Genomic DNA, 15,483 nt, shown 5'->3' on the forward strand with positions numbered 1-15,483 from the left:
TTGTTCCCGGGGGCGGGCACGCGTGGCGCGCCCGCCCCTCGAGAGCGCCAAGAAGGCAGTCGCCTGGGCCGTTTCACCCCATGGATCCAGGCACTGCCTTCCGGCATGTACGGGAGGCTTGAATGGGCCGTTACATCATCAGGCGCCTGATCCAGGCAGTGCCAGTCCTGCTCGGCGCCACCCTGTTCATCTTCGCCATCGTCTTCGCGCTGCCCGGTGACCCCATCGCTGCGCTGGCCGGTGAGAAGCGGCAGGACCCCAACATCGTCGCGATCATCCGCGACCAGTACCACCTCAACGATCCGCTGCTGCTCCAGTACTGGTACTACATCAGCGGCATCATCTTCCGCGGGGACTTCGGCACGACGTTCGCCGGCGTCCCGGTGACCCAGCTCCTGGCGGGCAAGCTCCAGGTCACGCTGAACCTCGCGCTGGTCGCGCTGACCCTCGAGGCCATCATCGGCGTCGTCCTCGGCCTGTGGGCGGCGCTGCGCCGCGGCAGGGCGACCGACACCGCGATCCTGGCGTCCACGCTGCTGCTGATCTCCATCCCCACCCTGGTCAGCGGCTTCGTGCTCCAGCTCTGGCTGGGCGTCTGGCTCAAGCAGGTGACCGGCACGGAGATCTTCCCCATCGCGGGCGCCACGCAGGGCCTGAAGTCGTACCTGCTGCCCGGGTTCGTGCTGGCGGGTGTGTCGATCGCCTACCTCACCCGGCTGACGAGAACGAGCCTGGTGGAGACGCTGAGATCCGACTACATCCGCACGGCCGTCGCCAAGGGCCTGTCCCGGCGGAGGGTCATCGGCAGGCACGGTCTGCGCAACGCGCTGATCCCCCTGGTCACCTATCTGGGCGCCGACCTGGGCAACCTCATGGGCGGGGCGGTCATCACCGAAACGATCTTCAACCTGCCGGGAATCGGTCTTCAGCTCTACCAAGGCGTCTACCTACGAGAACAACCCATCGTCGTAGGAATCGTGACCATCCTGGTGTTGGTCTACATCGTGGCCAACCTGGTCGTCGACCTGATGTACGCAGTGCTCGACCCGAGGATCCGCTATGAGTGACATCCCCCAGGCCGATCCAGCGGCCTCCGAGACCCAGACCCTGACCACGGACAAAGCCCCGGTCACGGCGCCTCCTGGCAGCGGCAGGCGCCGCAAGAAGGAGGACAGGCCGGCGAGCCTGTGGAGCGACGCCTGGCACGACCTGCGCCGCCGGCCGATGTTCATCTTCTCGCTGGCCCTCATCGCGATCCTGCTGGTCATGTCGTTCTGGCCCTCGCTGTTCACGTCGATCAACCCGCTGGACGCGCGCTCCTGCGACCTCGCGACGGCCCGTCAGGGGCCCAGCGCGGGTCACCTGTTCGGGCGCGACAACCTCGGCTGCGACGTGTACGCCAGGACCATCTACGGCGCCAGCAACTCGATCCTCATCGGCGTCAGCACCACGGTCATCACCGCGGTCGTCGGCGGCCTGCTCGGCCTCATCGCGGGCGCCCGCGGCGGGCTCACCGACACGGTCTCCTCGCGCGTCACCGAGGTGTTCTTCGCGATCCCGCAGATCCTGGGCGCGCTGCTCATCACGGCGACGTTCCGGGACAAGGGCCTGGGCATCTGGATCGTCGTGATCGCGCTGTCGGTGCTGGCCTGGCCGATGACGTTCCGCATCATGCGGGCCGCCGTCATCACGGCAAGGAGCCAGGACTTCGTCATCGCGGCGCGGGCGCTCGGCGCGAGCCAGAGCCGGGTCATGTTCGGGCACCTGCTGCCGAACGCGATCGCCCCGGTGATCGTCGTGGCCACCATCAACCTGGGCGGGTTCATCGCGGCTGAGGCCGCGCTGTCGTTCCTCGGGGTGGGCGTGCAGTCGCCGGACATCTCGTGGGGCCTGATGATCGCCGACGCCCGGAACCGGTTCCTGGAGGCGCCGCTGCCGCTGGTGTTCCCGGCCGTGTTCCTGAGCGTCACCGTGCTGGCGTTCATCATGCTGGGCGACGCCGTCCGCGACGCGCTCGACCCGAAGCTCAGGTAGGAGGGGGGACAGATGAGTAAGACATCGCTGGACACGTTGCCCGCCGAGGGAGGGCTGGGCGACGAGCCGTTGCTGGCGGTGGAGGACCTCCACGTGGAGTTCGCCACGCGGGCCGGTGTCGTGCGGGCCGTCAACGGGGTGAGCTACACGCTCAACCCGGGGGAGACCCTCGCGGTGCTGGGCGAGTCGGGCTCCGGCAAGTCCGTGACCGCGCAGGCGATCATGGGCATCCTGGACATGCCGCCCGCGCGCATTCCCAAGGGAGAGATCCGCTTCCGCGGGACCGACCTGCTCAAGCTGTCGGACGAGGCGCGCACCCAGGTCCGCGGCCAGCGCATCGCGATGATCTTCCAGGACGCGCTCTCCGCGCTCAACCCGGTGTTCACCGTGGGCTGGCAGATCAGCGAGATGTTCCGCGTCCACCGCGGCATGTCGAAGCGCGACGGGATGGCCAAGGCCGTCGAGCTGATGGACCGGGTCCGTATCCCGGCCGCCAAGCAGCGCGTGCACGACTACCCGCACCAGTTCTCCGGGGGCATGCGCCAGCGCATCATGATCGCCATGTCGATCGCGCTGGACCCGGAGGTGCTGATCGCGGACGAGCCGACCACCGCCCTCGACGTGACGGTCCAGGCCCAGATCATGGAGCTGCTCGCCGAGCTGCAGAGCGAGAGCAACATGGGCCTGATCCTCATCACGCACGACCTCGGCGTCGTCGCCGACGTCGCGGACAAGATCGCGGTCATGTACGCGGGACGCATCGTCGAGAACGCCCCGGTGTACGACATCTACCGGGCGCCCGCCCACCCGTACACGAAGGGTCTGCTGGAGTCGATCCCCCGGGTCGACCTCAAGGGCCAGGAGCTGTACGCGATCAAGGGCCTGCCGCCCAACCTGCTCGACATGCCGACCGGCTGCGCCTTCCACCCGCGGTGCCCCTACCGCCAGGACAACTGCGTGACCGACGCCCCCCCGCTCTACGCGATCAGCGGTGTGCGCAACAGCGCCTGCCACTACTGGAGGGAGGTCCTCGATGGCGACCCAAGGTGAGCGAATCCTTGAGGTGCGGGACCTGGTCAAGCACTTCCCCCTGACCCAGGGCATCATGTTCAAGAAGCAGATCGGCGCCATCAAGGCGGTCGACGGCGTCTCGTTCGAGCTCAACAAGGGCGAGACGCTGGGCATCGTCGGCGAGTCGGGCTGCGGCAAGTCCACGCTCGCCAAGGTGCTGATGGCGCTGGAGCGGCCCACCTCCGGCTCGGTCGTCATCAACGGGCGCGACATGGCCAAGGCCAGGGGCGGCGAGCTCAAGCGGATGCGCCGGAACATCCAGATGGTGATGCAGGACCCCTACACCTCGCTGAACCCCCGGATGACCGTCGGCGACATCGTCGGCGAGCCCTTCGACATCCACACCGAGGTGGCGCCCAAGGGCGACCGCCGGCGCAAGGTGCAGGAGCTGCTGGAGGTCGTGGGCCTCAACCCCGACCACATCAACCGCTACCCGCACCAGTTCTCCGGCGGTCAGCGCCAGCGCATCGGCATCGCCCGCGGCCTGGCGCTCCAGCCCGAGATCATCGTCTGCGACGAGCCGGTCTCCGCGCTCGACGTGTCGATCCAGGCCCAGGTCATCAACCTGCTGGAGCGGCTGCAGAACGAGTTCGGCCTGGCGTACATCTTCATCGCCCACGACCTGTCAGTGGTGCGCCACATCTCCGACCGGGTCGCGGTGATGTACCTGGGCAAGATGGTGGAGCTGGGCAAGGACCTGGAGATCTACGACCGGCCGGCCCACCCGTACACCCAGGCGCTGCTGTCGGCCGTCCCGGTCCCCGACCCCGAGGGCCGCGAGCAGCGCGAGCGGATCATCCTGCAGGGCGACCCGCCCTCGCCGGCCAACCCGCCGTCGGGCTGCCGCTTCCGCACCCGCTGCTGGAAGGCCCAGGAGATCTGCGCCGAGGAGGAGCCGCTGCTCCAGATCCGGCCGGGCACGTCGCACCTGAGCGCCTGCCACTTCGCGGAGACGCACGACGTGGTCCACGTCGGCTAGCGCCGCCGTCCCGCCACACGGGCCCCGCGCGATCCGTTCGCGCGGGGCTCTGCGCTGTCCGTCCGCGCGGGGCTCCGCGTTTGTGCAGGCGGTATGTCAGCTCTTCGGGCCGTACGTCAGCGGGTGGCGATGACCGCGGAGCCGTGCCCGAACAGGCCCTGGTTGACCGCCAGCCCCACCGTGGCGCCGGCCACCTGGCGGGCGCCCGCCCGGCCGCGCAGCTGCCAGGTCAGCTCGCACACCTGGGCGATCGCCTGGGCGGGGATGGCCTCGCCGAACGAGGCGAGCCCGCCGGAGGGGTTCACCGGGACACGCCCGCCGAGCGCGGTGTCGCCGGCCCGCAGCAGCTTGTCCGCCTCGCCCGGCGGGCAGAGCCCGACGTCCTCGACCCAGTCCAGCTCCAGCGCCGTGGACAGGTCGTACACCTCGGCGAACGACACATCCTCCGGTCCCAGCCCCGCCTCCTCGTAGGCGGCGTGGGCGATCGCCGCGCGGAACGGCCGTTCGGGGTGCGGCACGGCGGCGCGGGAGTCGGTGGCGAACTCCGGGAGCTCCAGCACGGTGTTCGGGAAGGACGGCGTCACCGTGGACACGGCGGCCAGGCGCACCGCGTCCGTGACGCCGCGCCGCCGCGCGTAGTCGGCGGAGGCGAGCACGAGCGCGGCCCCGCCGTCGGAGGTGGCGCAGATGTCCATGAGGCGCAGCGGATCGGCCACCATGGGCGAGGCCAGCACCTCCTCGGCCGTGACGGGCTTGCGGTAGCGGGCCAGCGGGTTCAGGGAGCCGGCGCGGGCGTTCTTGACCTTGACCGCGGCGAAGTCCTCGGCCGTGGAGCCGTGCAGGGCCATGCGGCGGCGCGCGTAGAGCCCGAAGTAGGCGGGGTTCGTGGCGCCGAGCAGGCGGAAGCGCAGCCAGTCCGGGTCGTCCGGGCGGTCGCCGCCGACCGGCTTGAAGAAGCCCTTCGGGGTCGAGTCGGCGCCCACCACCAGCGCCACGTCGCACAGCCCGGCGAGGATCCGGGTGCGGGCGATGTCGACGGCCTGCGCGCCGGAGGCGCAGGCGGCGTAGCAGGACGCGATCCGGGCGCCCGACCAGCCGAGCGCTCTCGCGTACGTGGCCCCGGCCACGAAGCCCGGGTAGCCGTTCCTGATCGTGTCGGCGCCCACCAGGAACCCGACCTCGGGCCAGCTCACCCCGGCGTCGCGCAGCGCCTCGCGGGCCGCCGCGACGCCGTACTCGGTGAACGGGCGGCCCCACTTGCCCCACGGGTGCATGCCCGCGCCCAGCACCACCACGCTCACGACGCCGGCCCCCACATCCACACCAGCGGCCCGTCGGCGAGCGCGCCGTGGGTCAGCTCCAGCTCCATGCCCACCTCCAGGTCCTCGACCGTGAGGTCCCTGACCTGGCCGAGCACCACGATCCCCTCGCGCTCCAGCTCCACCGCCGCCAGCGTGACCGGCGTGTACGGCTCGGCGGCCACGTACGGCTCGGGCGGGGGATAGCGGGCGTCGGTGTAGGACCAGACCCGGCCCCGCCGGGACAGTCGCGTCACCTCCAGGCTCTCGCTCTCGCAGCCGGGGTCGGGGCAGCAGCCGGTCCGCGGCGGGAACGTCACCGTGCCGCAGGCGGAGCACCGGGCGCCCAGGAGGTGGGTGGCGCCGTCCTCGATCGTGAACCAGCCGTCGATCGCCAGGGTCATGCCACGAGTATTACACAAGCGCTTGCTAGGCTTAAGCCGTGCGGCTCAGGAGGCGCGCCGCCGCGCCACCACGTGCGCGGCCATCGCCAGGCAGAGCACGAGCAGCCCCACCAGGGTCGGCAGCCGCGACTCCGGCTCCGGTCCGGCGCTCCGGCCGGGCGCGGGCGGCGGCGGAGGGGCCTTGCCCGCCCGGGCTCCCGCCATCCGCCCCGCCTCCCGCAGCGCGAGCAGCGCGTCGGCCACGCCGTGCCCGTATGAGGGGTCGCGGGCGGCCGGGCGGGAGACCGTGCCGCGTTCGATGGCCGCGCGCACCTGGTCCGGCGCCAGGCCGGGGTAGGCGGACCTCACGAGTGCCGCGATGCCCGCCACCATGGCCGCCGCCGCGCTTGTGCCGTCGCCCACCACGTACGAGCCGGCGCCGTCGGCGGTGAGGATGCCCGTGCCGGGGGCCACCACCGACAGGTAGTTCTGGCGGTTGGAGAACGCCGTCACCCTGAGCCGCTGGTCCACCGCGCCCACCGCGATGACGCCGGGGTAGGCGGCCGGGTAGTTCCTGCGGTTCGTGGTCTCGCCGTCGTTGCCGGAGGAGGCCACCAGCACGGCGCCGCGGCACAGCGCGTACCGCACCGCCGCCTGCTCGGCGGGCGAGCCCCTCCAGACGCCGCTGCCGCCGCCCAGGGACATGCTGATGACGTCCGCGCCGTGGTCGGCGGCGTAGCGGATGCCGCGGGCCAGCGCGTCGGGCCGGCCGGCGGAGGGATGGGTGCGGAGCGGGTCGTCGTTCTCCAGCGTGACGCGGACGGACAGGACGCGGGCCTCGGGGGCGACGCCGATCACGCCGGTCCGTGCGGTCTCCTCCCCGGCCCGCGTCACGCGGCCCGGGGAGGAGGGCGCGGAGAACGCGGCGACCCGGGAGGCGGCGGGCGTGCCGGTGTGGCCGTGGCCGGCGATGAGGCTGGCCATGGCGGTGCCGTGGTGGCCCCACCGGCCGGGCCGGCTCCCGGCGCCGGTCAGGTCGGGACCGGCCACCACGGAGCCCGCGAGGTCGGGGTGGCGACCGTTCACGCCGGTGTCGAGGACCGCCACCAGCACGCCCTCACCTCTGCTGATCCGCCACGCCTCGGGCAGGCGCAGCGCGGGGAGCTGCCACTGCGCGGCCTCGTACGCGGCCGTCCCGGTGCGGGCGGCGGCGCCGGCGCTCGATGTGCGGCCCGTCAGCGGCGAGGCGCACAGGCAGGCGACGAGACAGGTGACGAGACAGACGGTGAGGCGGGGTAGGAGCCTCCTGGGGACGCGCGGCATGGGACGGAAGTGGCGCATAGCGACCTCCGGGGCAGGTGGGGGGATGCCCGTTGCCGGAGATTGTGACACGCGACGCCCACGATTGATCAGGACCTTCAGTAAACGGTCCGATACATCGCGTAATTAGGCTTAAGTAACTTTCGTAGCCTAAGACTTGCCTATAGAGGGAGATATCCGGACATGGGCGCCGGGGGGAAGCCCGAGCCGCTGCGCCGCGTCCCCCGAGTTCACCGCGATCGCGATCAGCCCCGCCGAGTCCGCGAACGCCACCAGCTCACCCGGCGGCACCGCCGCGTACGTCTCCCGGTACGGCAGCGTGAGCTGCCGCCGCCCCAGCCACACGCCCAGCGTGTCACCCACCCGCGCCCCCAGCGCCTCCAGGTGGCTCGCGGTGATCGACAGCTGCGTGTTGCCGTAGCGATCGACCGAGACGACCTCGCCCTCCACGGCCCCCTCGCGCACCACCGAGGTCGGCTCCGCCAGGGAGACGAGCCGGCCGACCGGACGCTCCGGGCCCATGTCGGCCGGCTTGGCGCCCTTGAACAGCCGGGCCGCGACGGCCGAGTAGATGTCGCGCCCGTGGAAGGTGGGCGAGACGGGTCGCAGGAAGTACTCCTCGTTGCTGAGCTCGTACGCCGCGTCGGCGCCCCCGCTGGCGTGCACCGCCCACGACAGCAGCCCGTTGTCCGGGCCGACGAACACCCGGCCGCCCGCCTCGATCGCGACGGCCCGGCGGGTGCCTCCCGTGCCGGGGTCCACCGCGCCGATGTGCACGCCCGGAGGCAGGTAGGGAATGGTCTGCGCGAGGATCGCGGCGCCGCGCCGTACGTCGCCCGACGGGATGGTGTGGCACACGTCGATCACCCGGGCCTCGGGCGCGATGCCGGCGATCACCCCGTGGCAGGCCGCCACGTAGCCGTCCTCCAGCCCGTAGTCCGTGAGAAGCGTGATGACTGAGGTCACACTTCGTGACTGTACGTCTAGCCATCCGCCATGAACAGCCGGACTGCGCACATTACGATGGCGTCGGGCCGCATGCGCGTGTCGTGATCGTCGCGCGCAGCCTTTGGAGGAGGAACCATGGACACTGCACCGGCCGGCGGTGACAGTGCACCCCGACAGCCAGCGCACGACCAGCCCCTCACGTCACCCGCACAGCTGACCCGACGCGATCTCGACCTCCTCGCCTTCGAGCGCCAGTGGTGGCGCCACGCGGGCGCCAAGGAGCAGGCCATCAAGGAGACCTTCGGGTTCTCCGCCACCCGCTACTACCAGCTTCTGGGCGAGCTCATCGACAAGCCGGCCGCCCTGGAGCACGACCCGATGCTGGTCAAACGGCTGCGCAGGCTGCGCGCCGGCCGCCAGCGGGACCGCGCCGCGAGGCGTCTGGGCATGCGCCCCTGATCGGCTGGGTAGGCCCAGCCGCGTGAGGAACATCCCTGGAAACATCCCTGGCATGGAAGCCATCCTGAAGGACCCGGCGGGTGCCGTGATCGGGCTCGACTTCGACGGGACGCTGTCCCCGATCGTGCCCGACCCGGCCTCCGCCCGGATCCACCCGGAGGCGCCCGGCGTGCTGGCCGAGCTGGGCGGGCACGTCGGGGCGGTGGCCATCGTGACCGGACGGCCCGTCGCCACCGCCCTGGAGCTCGGGCCCGGCCTGGCCGACGTGCCGGGCCTGGTGGTGCTGGGCCACTACGGGTTCGAGCGATGGGAGCGCGGCACGGTCTCCGGCCCACCTCCGCCCGCCGGCGTGCCGCGGGCGGAGGCGGAGCTGCCGCTGCTGCTCGACTCGCTGGGCCTGAAGGGCGTGACCGTGGAGGACAAGGGCCGGGCGGTGGCCGTCCACACCCGCCGCGCCGACGACCCCGAGGGCGCGCTGGCCGCGCTGCGCGAGCCGCTGGCCGAGCTGGCCGCCCGGCACAGCCTGGTGGTGGAGCCGGGCCGGCTCGTGCTGGAGCTGAGACCGCCGGGCATGGACAAGGGGCACGCGCTGGGGCTGTTCCTGGCCGAGCGGGCCGCGAGGTCCGTGATGTTCGCCGGGGACGACCTCGGCGACCTGGCCGCATTCGACGCGGTCGAGGCATCGGGGCTGCCGGGCGTGACCGTGTGCAGCGGCTCGGCCGAGGTCACCAGGCTGGCCGAGCGGGCCGACATCGTGGTGGACGGGCCCGACGGCGTCGTGGCGCTGCTCCGTGAGCTCGCCTCGGCCGTCGCGCGCTCGTGATCAAGTCGTTGGTGATTGATCTGCAAGTGCCCGGCCGTACGGTCACGGCATGCCGAAGACAGCTCTCGCCGCCGCGGGCCTCGCCGCGGCGGTCACGCTCCTGATCCCCGCCACCGCTTCCGCCTCCGCCGGGGGCTCGGGCACCCCCCTCCGCCTGCGCGACGGCCTGACGCTGAGCCTGCCGGGCGGCTGGAAGGTGTACGGCAAGGGCGACTGGATCCGCGTGGTCACCGGCTCGTGCCCCAAGCCCGGGTCGGGTTACGCCGGGTCGGAGTGCGACAGCTTCTGGATCCTCGGGCCGAAGGCCATCGAGCTGGGCGACGAGGTGTTCGAGCCGTACACCGCCGAGCGCCCGTTCTACCCGGCCACCGACGTCCAGCCCTGCCCGCACGACCGCAGGTGGGGCGAGAGGCTCGGCGCCGCCAGGGTCAAGGGCCTGCGTCAGGTCGGCCCCGGCCACAAGGCGTACTACCGCGAGTGGAAGGCCACCTGCGTCACCTACGACGGCGCCGAGGTCAGGTCGAGGTGGATCCAGCGCGAGTGGTACCTGCCGAGGACCAAGGTGCTCGTCGTCGACCAGTGGAACACCCCGGGCCTGGCCGGCGTGCTCAAGCGCGCGACCTGGCGATGAAGGTGGCCTTCGGCCGGTCAGCCCTGGGTGGGGCCGAGCTTGTCCAGGGCGTCGAGCTGCGCCTCCAGCCACCGTTCGGGGGGCAGCGCCGTGGCGGCGGCCACCAGCTCGCGGCGGCGGCGCACCCGCTCCTCCTCGGGCATGACCAGCGCCTCGTGCAGCGCACCGGCCGTGTCGCTGATGTCGTAGGGATTGACCACGAGGGCGTGCGGCCCCAGCTCGGCCGCCGCCCCGGCCTCGCGCGACAGCACCAGGGCGGCGCGCGGCGACAGGATCGGGCCCTCCTTGGCCACCAGGTTCATGCCGTCGCGGATCGGGTTGACCAGGAGCACGTCGGCCATCCGGTAGGCGGCCAGCGAGCGCGGGTAGTCGTCGTTGACGTTGAGGATCAGCGGGTCCCAGTCCTCGGTGGCGTACTCGTCCTCGATCTCCTGGGCGCACCGCTGCACCGAGGCGGTGTACTCGCGGTACTCGGGCAGGTCGTGCCGGCTCGGATAGGCGAAGGCCAGGTGGACGACCCGCCCGTGCCACTCGGGGTGGGCGGCCAGGAACTCGCGGTAGGCGAGCAGGCCGCGCACGATGTTCTTGGACAGCTCGGTCCGGTCGATGCGGACGATCAGGGCGCGGTCGCCGACCTGGTCGCGCAGCGCGGCCATGTGCGACTCGACGTCGGGCTCGCCGGCCCGCTCGCAGAGCGCGTCGCCGTCGACGCCGAGGCCGTGCACCCCGACGCGGGTCGTACGGCCCTCGTGGATGATCGTCCGGGCCGCGTGGTCGACCCTGGCGCCGAGCAGCGCCCGGCAGCAGTCCATGAACGCGTCCGCCCAGCGCGTGGCGAGGAAGCCGGCGTGGTCGGCGCCCAGGATGCCTTCGAGCACCTCGCGGGCCACGTCGTCGGGCAGCAGCGAGAAGTACTCGGGCGGCGCCCACGGCGTGTGGCTGAAGTGGGCGATGCGCAGGTCGGGCCGCTCGGCCCGGAGCATGGCGGGGGTGAGGGTCAGGTGGTAGTCCTGCACCATGACGCGGGCCCCGTGGTGGGCCTCCTCGGCCAGGGCCAGCGCGAACGCGCCGTTGTAGTCGCGGTACGACTCCCACTCGCGCAGGAACCTGGAGCCGAAGCTGGGCGCGTTGGGGGTGTCGTAGAGCAGGTGGTTGACGAACCAGAGTGTGGAGTTGGCCACCGCGTTGTAGGCGCGGTGGAACGTCGCCGCCGGGATGTCGAGCATCCGCAGGGCGCCCGTGTCGTAGCCCGCGTGGTCGAGCCGGCCTCCGGGGGCCTGCCGGGCGGCGATGCGGTCACCGTCGGACAGCGCGGCGCACACCCAGAGCACACCGTGGTCCTTGGTCACTCCGGACAGCCCGGACACCAGCCCCCCGCCGCCGCGTTTCATGGTCAGCGCGCCGTCGTCGTCGACGGTGAACGAGACCGGGCCTCTGTTGGAGGCGACCAGGACACTGTTCATTTAACCTCCCTCCGATCATAGGATCCCAGCTATGGCGCTTGATGAGCTAACCGAGGAACTGGCCCGTTCCGCCGCAGCCGGAGATCATCGCGCGCTCGGCGAGCTCCTGAAGCGGATCGAGCCCGACGTGATGCGGCATTGTGCCCGCATTCTCCCCTACCGCCAGGACGCCGAGGAGGCGTCCCAGGACACTCTGCTCGCGGTGGCCCGCAACATCGGCCGCTTCGAGGGGCGGGCCAGGTTCAGCACGTGGCTGCACATCGTGACGGCCAACTGCGCGCGGACCACGTACCGGTCGCTGAAGCGGCGGGCCGCCGAGCAGACCTCCGAGGAGCTGCCGGTGCAGAAACCCGACGTGGCGCGCGTCAGCGTCATCGCGGGGTCGCGGCTGGACCTGCTCGACGCCATGGAGGCGCTGGAGGCCGACAAGCCCGACCTGGCCCAGGCGCTGGTGCTGCGCGACATCGTCCAGCTCGACTACAACGAGGTGGCCGAGCAGCTCGGCATCCCGCTCGGCACCGCCAAGTCGCGCATCCACCAGGCGCGCAAGTACGTGCAGGCGGCGCTCGGCGACGACTACCGGTGAGATCACTCGTCTCATGCTATGAGACGAGTGGACGGCGGCGGCGCGTGGCCGGGTACAGTCTGATGCGACAACTGAATATTGCTCATCCAGAGGGGTGGAGGGACCGGCCCTGCGAAGCCCCGGCAACCCTCCCGGCTTGAGACTCGCGACCTGGCGAGGCCGACCGGGACAAGGTGCCAATTCCGGTCTGCGGTCAAGGTGGCCGCGGGCGAAGATGAGGGAAGGCCTCGCTTCATGTCGCTTGACTTCGGTCCTGCCACCGCCCTGTCCTGCCGCGAGTGCGGCACCCGCTACGACCTCGGTCCGAGCTTCGCGTGCCTGGAGTGTTTCGGGCCGCTAGAGGCGGCCTACTCCTTCGGCGACGTCCGTCGCGAGGACATCGAGGCGGGCCCGGCCAACATCTGGCGCTACCGCTCGCTGCTCCCCGTCCCCGCCGACGTGGCCACCAAGCCGAACATGAACCCCGGCTGGACCAAGCTCGTCAAGGCGGGCAACCTCGGCCGCGCGCTCGGCCTCAAGTCCCTGTACGTCAAGGACGACTCCGGCAACCCCACCCACTCCTTCAAGGACCGGGTCGTGGCCATCGCCGTCGAGGCGGCGCGCAACTTCGGCTTCCACACCCTGTCGTGCTCCTCCACGGGCAACCTCGCCGGAGCGGTGACGGCCGCGGCGGCCCGGGCCGGGCTCGACGCCTGCGTGTTCATCCCCGCCAACCTGGAGCAGGCCAAGATCGCCATGGCCCGGGTGTTCGGCGGCAAGCTCATCGGCATCGACGGCACCTACGACGAGGTCAACCGGTTCTGCTCGGAGCTGATCGGCGACCCGATGGGCGACAAGTGGGGGTTCGTCAACGTCAACCTCCGGCCGTACTACGCGGAGGGCTCCAAGACGCTCGCGTACGAGATCGCCGAGCAGCTCGGCTGGCGGCTCCCCGAGCAGATCGTCATCCCGATCGCCTCCGGGTCCCAGCTCACCAAGATCGACAAGGGCTTCAAGGAGCTGATCGCCCTGGGGCTGGTCGAGGACCGGCCGTACAAGGTGTTCGGCGCCCAGGCGCTCGGCTGCTCGCCCGTGTCGGCCGCCTTCAAGGCCGGCCACGACGTGGTCCAGCCGGTCAGGCCCGACACCATCGCCAAGTCGCTGGCCATCGGCAACCCCGCCGACGGCCCCTACGTGCTCGACATCGCCCGCCGCACCGGCGGCGCGGTGGAGGACGTGACGGACGCCGAGATCGTGGACGCGATCAAGCTGCTCGCCTCGACCGAGGGCATCTTCGCCGAGACGGCGGGCGGCGTCACGGTCGGCGTGCTGAAGAAGCTCGCCGAGAGCGGGCGGCTCGACCCCGAGGCGGAGACCGTGGTGCTCAACACCGGCGACGGGCTCAAGACGCTCGACGCGGTCTCCGGGGACGCCCAGCCCACGGCTGTGATCAAGCCCTCTCTCGACGCGTTCCGCGCGGCTGTCTGACCGCCGCACGCGGCTGCCCGTTCAACCAGGAAAGGCGACTTAATCATGAGTGTTTCTGTACGGATTCCCACCATCCTGCGCACGTACACCGGCGGAAACGCGGAAGTGAGTGGCGAGGGCACGACTCTTCGTGACGTCCTCGCAAAGCTCGACTCCGACTACCCGGGGATCGGCGCGCGAATTCTGGATGAATCGGGCAAGATTCGTCGTTTTGTCAACGTTTACGTGGGAGAAGAGGACGTCCGTTTCGCGCAGGGCCTGGACACGCCCGCGCCCGAAGGGGTCCAGATCTCCATCATCCCCGCGGTCGCCGGCGGCTGACGCCCCCCGCATCGCTCCCTGAAGGCGCCCCTCGTGGGCGCCTTCTGCTTTTCCCGGATATTCAATGTTGAACTACTTCGGCCATGTGCCCATACATCCCCTTAGGGAAACCGTTGAGAGGAATTGCGCGGTTTGCGGTTTGACTCTGTTGCCAAACGCCGTGCCACAGGTATGGTCGAGGACGATCGTCCGGCTGTTTTGCCATAAGTCGTGGCGATTGCGGGTCTCGCGGACGAATGGGCGGGATCCGCGAGCCCAGTAAGAGGAGTCGGAAGTGGCGCAGGGCACCGTCAAGTGGTTCAACGCGGACAAGGGCTACGGCTTCATCGCGGTAGACGGTGGTAAGGATGTATTCGTCCATTACTCGGCAATCATGATGGACGGCTATCGCTCTCTCGAGCAGGGCCAGCGGGTCGAGTTCGAGATCACACAGGGCCAGAAGGGGCCGCAGGCGGAGTCCGTCCGCGCTGTCTGACCCAGGTCGCTGGCGTCCAGTGGCAGGCCGCGCGGCAGCGCAGTCCGTACGGCCTGCCCTCGCACCCTCGTCGAAGATCACGGCGGGTCCCTCCGGGGCCCGCCGTGCGGCTGACCTGGGCGCCTGCGGTGCTCGCTTGCACTCGACCGGGTAGAGTGCTAAACAGTTCGTTGGCACTCTCTGTTTGTGAGTGCCAGCACCTGGGATCGGGACGATGGGGTCCGCCAACGGAGACGCGGACCCATATGCCGTCGCGGGCGTCGGCTCGATCCGCCGCAAGCCACCCTGCATCTGGGAGGTCCAGCCTTATGGCAGCCAAGATGATCGCGTTTGACGAGGACGCCCGGCGCGGTCTCGAGCGCGGTATGAACCAGCTCGCCGACGCCGTCAAGGTGACCCTCGGCCCCAAGGGCCGTAACGTCGTGCTGGAGAAGAAGTGGGGCGCCCCCACCATCACCAACGACGGCGTTTCCATCGCCAAGGAGATCGAGCTCGAGGACCCTTGGGAGAAGATCGGCGCCGAGCTGGTCAAGGAAGTCGCCAAGAAGACGGACGACGTCGCGGGTGACGGCACCACCACGGCCACCGTGCTCGCCCAGGCGCTGGTGCGCGAGGGTCTGCGCAACGTCGCCGCCGGCGCCAACCCGATGGCCCTGAAGAAGGGCATCGAGTCCGCCGTCGAGCGCGTCAGCGAGGAGCTGTCCAAGCTCGCCAAGGACGTGGAGACCAAGGAGCAGATCGCCTCCACCGCCTCCATCTCCGCCGCCGACCCCGAGATCGGCTCGCTCATCGCCGAGGCGATGGACAAGGTCGGCAAGGAAGGCGTCATCACCGTCGAGGAGAGCAACACCTTCGGCCTGGAGCTTGAGCTCACCGAGGGCATGCGCTTCGACAAGGGCATGACGTCGATGTACTTCGTCACCGACTCGGACCGCATGGAGGCCGTGCTCGAGGACCCGTACATCCTGGTCGTCAACTCCAAGATCTCGGCCAACAAGGACCTGCTGCCGCTGCTCGACAAGGTCGTGCAGTCCGGCAAGCCGCTCCTGATCATCGCTGAGGACGTCGACGGCGAGGCCCTGGCCACCCTGGTGGTCAACAAGATCCGCGGCCTGTTCCGCTCCGTGGCCGTCAAGGCCCCGGGCTTCGGTGACCGCCGCAAGGCCATGCTCGGCGACATCGCCATCCTGACCGGTGGCCAGGTCATCGCCGAGGAGCTCGGCCT

Annotated in this window: 17 protein-coding genes and 1 riboswitch; of the genes, 12 read left to right on the forward strand and 5 right to left on the reverse strand. The window is 70.7% G+C overall.

Annotated features, from left to right (window positions below):
* Window positions 1-122: 122 nt before the first annotated feature.
* Genes ACIBG4_RS41895 through ACIBG4_RS41910 form a run of 4 tightly spaced genes read left to right on the forward strand, consistent with a single transcriptional unit; the run spans window position 123 to window position 4,084 of the window.
* Window positions 123-1,067 (forward strand): ABC transporter permease, encoded by a 945-nt coding sequence (locus ACIBG4_RS41895; protein ID WP_310716342.1) that lies wholly within the window; start codon window positions 123-125, stop codon window positions 1,065-1,067.
* Complete coding sequence (locus tag ACIBG4_RS41900; protein ID WP_397208172.1) at window positions 1,060-2,034, forward strand: ABC transporter permease; 975 nt, start codon at window positions 1,060-1,062, stop codon at window positions 2,032-2,034. The genes ACIBG4_RS41895 and ACIBG4_RS41900 overlap by 8 nt, the downstream gene beginning before the upstream one ends.
* Window positions 2,035-2,046: 12 nt before the next feature.
* Window positions 2,047-3,084: an ABC transporter ATP-binding protein gene (locus ACIBG4_RS41905; protein ID WP_310716338.1), complete on the forward strand. Its 1,038-nt coding sequence runs from the start codon at window positions 2,047-2,049 to the stop codon at window positions 3,082-3,084.
* The gene (locus tag ACIBG4_RS41910) at window positions 3,068-4,084 is read left to right on the forward strand and encodes a dipeptide ABC transporter ATP-binding protein (protein ID WP_310716336.1); all 1,017 of its coding nucleotides are present in this window, start codon (window positions 3,068-3,070) and stop codon (window positions 4,082-4,084) included. The genes ACIBG4_RS41905 and ACIBG4_RS41910 overlap by 17 nt, the downstream gene beginning before the upstream one ends.
* Before the next feature lie 116 nt (window positions 4,085-4,200).
* Here ACIBG4_RS41910 and ACIBG4_RS41915 read toward each other — a convergent pair whose 3' ends face one another.
* The 4 genes from ACIBG4_RS41915 to ACIBG4_RS41930 all read right to left on the reverse strand — a co-directional run bounded on the left by ACIBG4_RS41915 (window position 4,201) and on the right by ACIBG4_RS41930 (window position 8,051).
* On the reverse strand, window positions 4,201-5,358 hold the full coding sequence (locus tag ACIBG4_RS41915; protein ID WP_397208184.1) for a lipid-transfer protein: 1,158 nt from the start codon (window positions 5,356-5,358) through the stop codon (window positions 4,201-4,203).
* A gap of 23 nt (window positions 5,359-5,381) precedes the next feature.
* Window positions 5,382-5,786 carry an OB-fold domain-containing protein gene (locus ACIBG4_RS41920; protein WP_310716332.1) on the reverse strand — a complete coding sequence of 135 codons (405 nt, stop codon included), beginning with the start codon at window positions 5,784-5,786 and terminating at the stop codon, window positions 5,382-5,384.
* Window positions 5,787-5,831: 45 nt separating this feature from the next.
* Window positions 5,832-7,106 carry a S8 family serine peptidase gene (locus ACIBG4_RS41925; RefSeq protein ID WP_397208175.1) on the reverse strand — a complete coding sequence of 425 codons (1,275 nt, stop codon included), beginning with the start codon at window positions 7,104-7,106 and terminating at the stop codon, window positions 5,832-5,834.
* A 129-nt stretch (window positions 7,107-7,235) separates the two neighbouring features.
* The gene (locus ACIBG4_RS41930) at window positions 7,236-8,051 is read right to left on the reverse strand and encodes an S-adenosyl-l-methionine hydroxide adenosyltransferase family protein (protein WP_397208177.1); all 816 of its coding nucleotides are present in this window, start codon (window positions 8,049-8,051) and stop codon (window positions 7,236-7,238) included.
* Between the two features lie 117 nt (window positions 8,052-8,168).
* Between ACIBG4_RS41930 and ACIBG4_RS41935 the strand changes: the two genes are divergently transcribed.
* From ACIBG4_RS41935 to ACIBG4_RS41945, 3 genes are read left to right on the forward strand one after another with little or no spacing between them, the layout of a single operon-like run.
* Entirely contained in the window at window positions 8,169-8,492 is a 324-nt protein-coding gene (locus tag ACIBG4_RS41935) for a DUF3263 domain-containing protein (protein ID WP_310716328.1), read from the forward strand.
* 52 nt (window positions 8,493-8,544) lie between these two features.
* A complete protein-coding gene (gene otsB, locus ACIBG4_RS41940) occupies window positions 8,545-9,315 on the forward strand; it encodes a trehalose-phosphatase (RefSeq protein ID WP_310716327.1) in 771 nt (256 codons plus the stop codon).
* A 49-nt stretch (window positions 9,316-9,364) separates the two neighbouring features.
* Window positions 9,365-9,946, forward strand: coding sequence for a hypothetical protein (locus ACIBG4_RS41945; protein ID WP_397208180.1), 582 nt, complete (start codon window positions 9,365-9,367; stop codon window positions 9,944-9,946).
* A gap of 17 nt (window positions 9,947-9,963) precedes the next feature.
* Here ACIBG4_RS41945 and ACIBG4_RS41950 read toward each other — a convergent pair whose 3' ends face one another.
* Window positions 9,964-11,409, reverse strand: coding sequence for a trehalose-6-phosphate synthase (locus ACIBG4_RS41950; RefSeq protein ID WP_397208182.1), 1,446 nt, complete (start codon window positions 11,407-11,409; stop codon window positions 9,964-9,966).
* 31 nt (window positions 11,410-11,440) lie between these two features.
* Between ACIBG4_RS41950 and ACIBG4_RS41955 the strand changes: the two genes are divergently transcribed.
* From ACIBG4_RS41955 to groEL, 5 genes are all read left to right on the forward strand, one after another.
* The gene (locus ACIBG4_RS41955) at window positions 11,441-11,995 is read left to right on the forward strand and encodes an RNA polymerase sigma factor (RefSeq protein WP_310716322.1); all 555 of its coding nucleotides are present in this window, start codon (window positions 11,441-11,443) and stop codon (window positions 11,993-11,995) included.
* 79 nt (window positions 11,996-12,074) lie between these two features.
* A riboswitch (SAM riboswitch) is annotated at window positions 12,075-12,216 on the forward strand.
* Between the two features lie 13 nt (window positions 12,217-12,229).
* Complete coding sequence (gene thrC, locus ACIBG4_RS41960; protein WP_310716320.1) at window positions 12,230-13,462, forward strand: threonine synthase; 1,233 nt, start codon at window positions 12,230-12,232, stop codon at window positions 13,460-13,462.
* Window positions 13,463-13,507: 45 nt separating this feature from the next.
* Window positions 13,508-13,783, forward strand: a complete 276-nt coding sequence (locus ACIBG4_RS41965; protein WP_310716318.1) for a MoaD/ThiS family protein — start codon at window positions 13,508-13,510, stop codon at window positions 13,781-13,783.
* Window positions 13,784-14,057: 274 nt separating this feature from the next.
* Window positions 14,058-14,258, forward strand: coding sequence for a cold-shock protein (locus ACIBG4_RS41970; RefSeq protein WP_068927743.1), 201 nt, complete (start codon window positions 14,058-14,060; stop codon window positions 14,256-14,258).
* 308 nt (window positions 14,259-14,566) lie between these two features.
* Window positions 14,567-15,483: chaperonin GroEL (gene groEL / locus ACIBG4_RS41975; RefSeq protein WP_397208183.1), on the forward strand; the 917-nt coding region annotated here is incomplete at its 3' end.

Source organism: Nonomuraea sp. NPDC050383 (assembly GCF_044459125.1).
In the GTDB taxonomy this organism is placed as follows: domain Bacteria; phylum Actinomycetota; class Actinomycetes; order Streptosporangiales; family Streptosporangiaceae; genus Nonomuraea.

Coding starts and splice junctions, on each gene's coding strand:
- ACIBG4_RS41935 (WP_310716328.1), top strand. CDS start 8,169: ATGGACACTGCACCGGCCGGCGGTGACAGTGCACCCCGACAGCCAGCG.
- ACIBG4_RS41895 (WP_310716342.1), top strand. CDS start 123: ATGGGCCGTTACATCATCAGGCGCCTGATCCAGGCAGTGCCAGTCCTG.
- ACIBG4_RS41905 (WP_310716338.1), top strand. CDS start 2,047: ATGAGTAAGACATCGCTGGACACGTTGCCCGCCGAGGGAGGGCTGGGC.
- ACIBG4_RS41910 (WP_310716336.1), top strand. CDS start 3,068: ATGGCGACCCAAGGTGAGCGAATCCTTGAGGTGCGGGACCTGGTCAAG.
- ACIBG4_RS41925 (WP_397208175.1), bottom strand. CDS start 7,106: ATGCGCCACTTCCGTCCCATGCCGCGCGTCCCCAGGAGGCTCCTACCC.
- ACIBG4_RS41920 (WP_310716332.1), bottom strand. CDS start 5,786: ATGACCCTGGCGATCGACGGCTGGTTCACGATCGAGGACGGCGCCACC.
- ACIBG4_RS41900 (WP_397208172.1), top strand. CDS start 1,060: ATGAGTGACATCCCCCAGGCCGATCCAGCGGCCTCCGAGACCCAGACC.
- ACIBG4_RS41955 (WP_310716322.1), top strand. CDS start 11,441: ATGGCGCTTGATGAGCTAACCGAGGAACTGGCCCGTTCCGCCGCAGCC.
- ACIBG4_RS41965 (WP_310716318.1), top strand. CDS start 13,508: ATGAGTGTTTCTGTACGGATTCCCACCATCCTGCGCACGTACACCGGC.
- thrC (WP_310716320.1), top strand. CDS start 12,230: ATGTCGCTTGACTTCGGTCCTGCCACCGCCCTGTCCTGCCGCGAGTGC.
- otsB (WP_310716327.1), top strand. CDS start 8,545: ATGGAAGCCATCCTGAAGGACCCGGCGGGTGCCGTGATCGGGCTCGAC.
- ACIBG4_RS41915 (WP_397208184.1), bottom strand. CDS start 5,358: ATGCACCCGTGGGGCAAGTGGGGCCGCCCGTTCACCGAGTACGGCGTC.
- ACIBG4_RS41950 (WP_397208182.1), bottom strand. CDS start 11,409: ATGAACAGTGTCCTGGTCGCCTCCAACAGAGGCCCGGTCTCGTTCACC.
- ACIBG4_RS41945 (WP_397208180.1), top strand. CDS start 9,365: ATGCCGAAGACAGCTCTCGCCGCCGCGGGCCTCGCCGCGGCGGTCACG.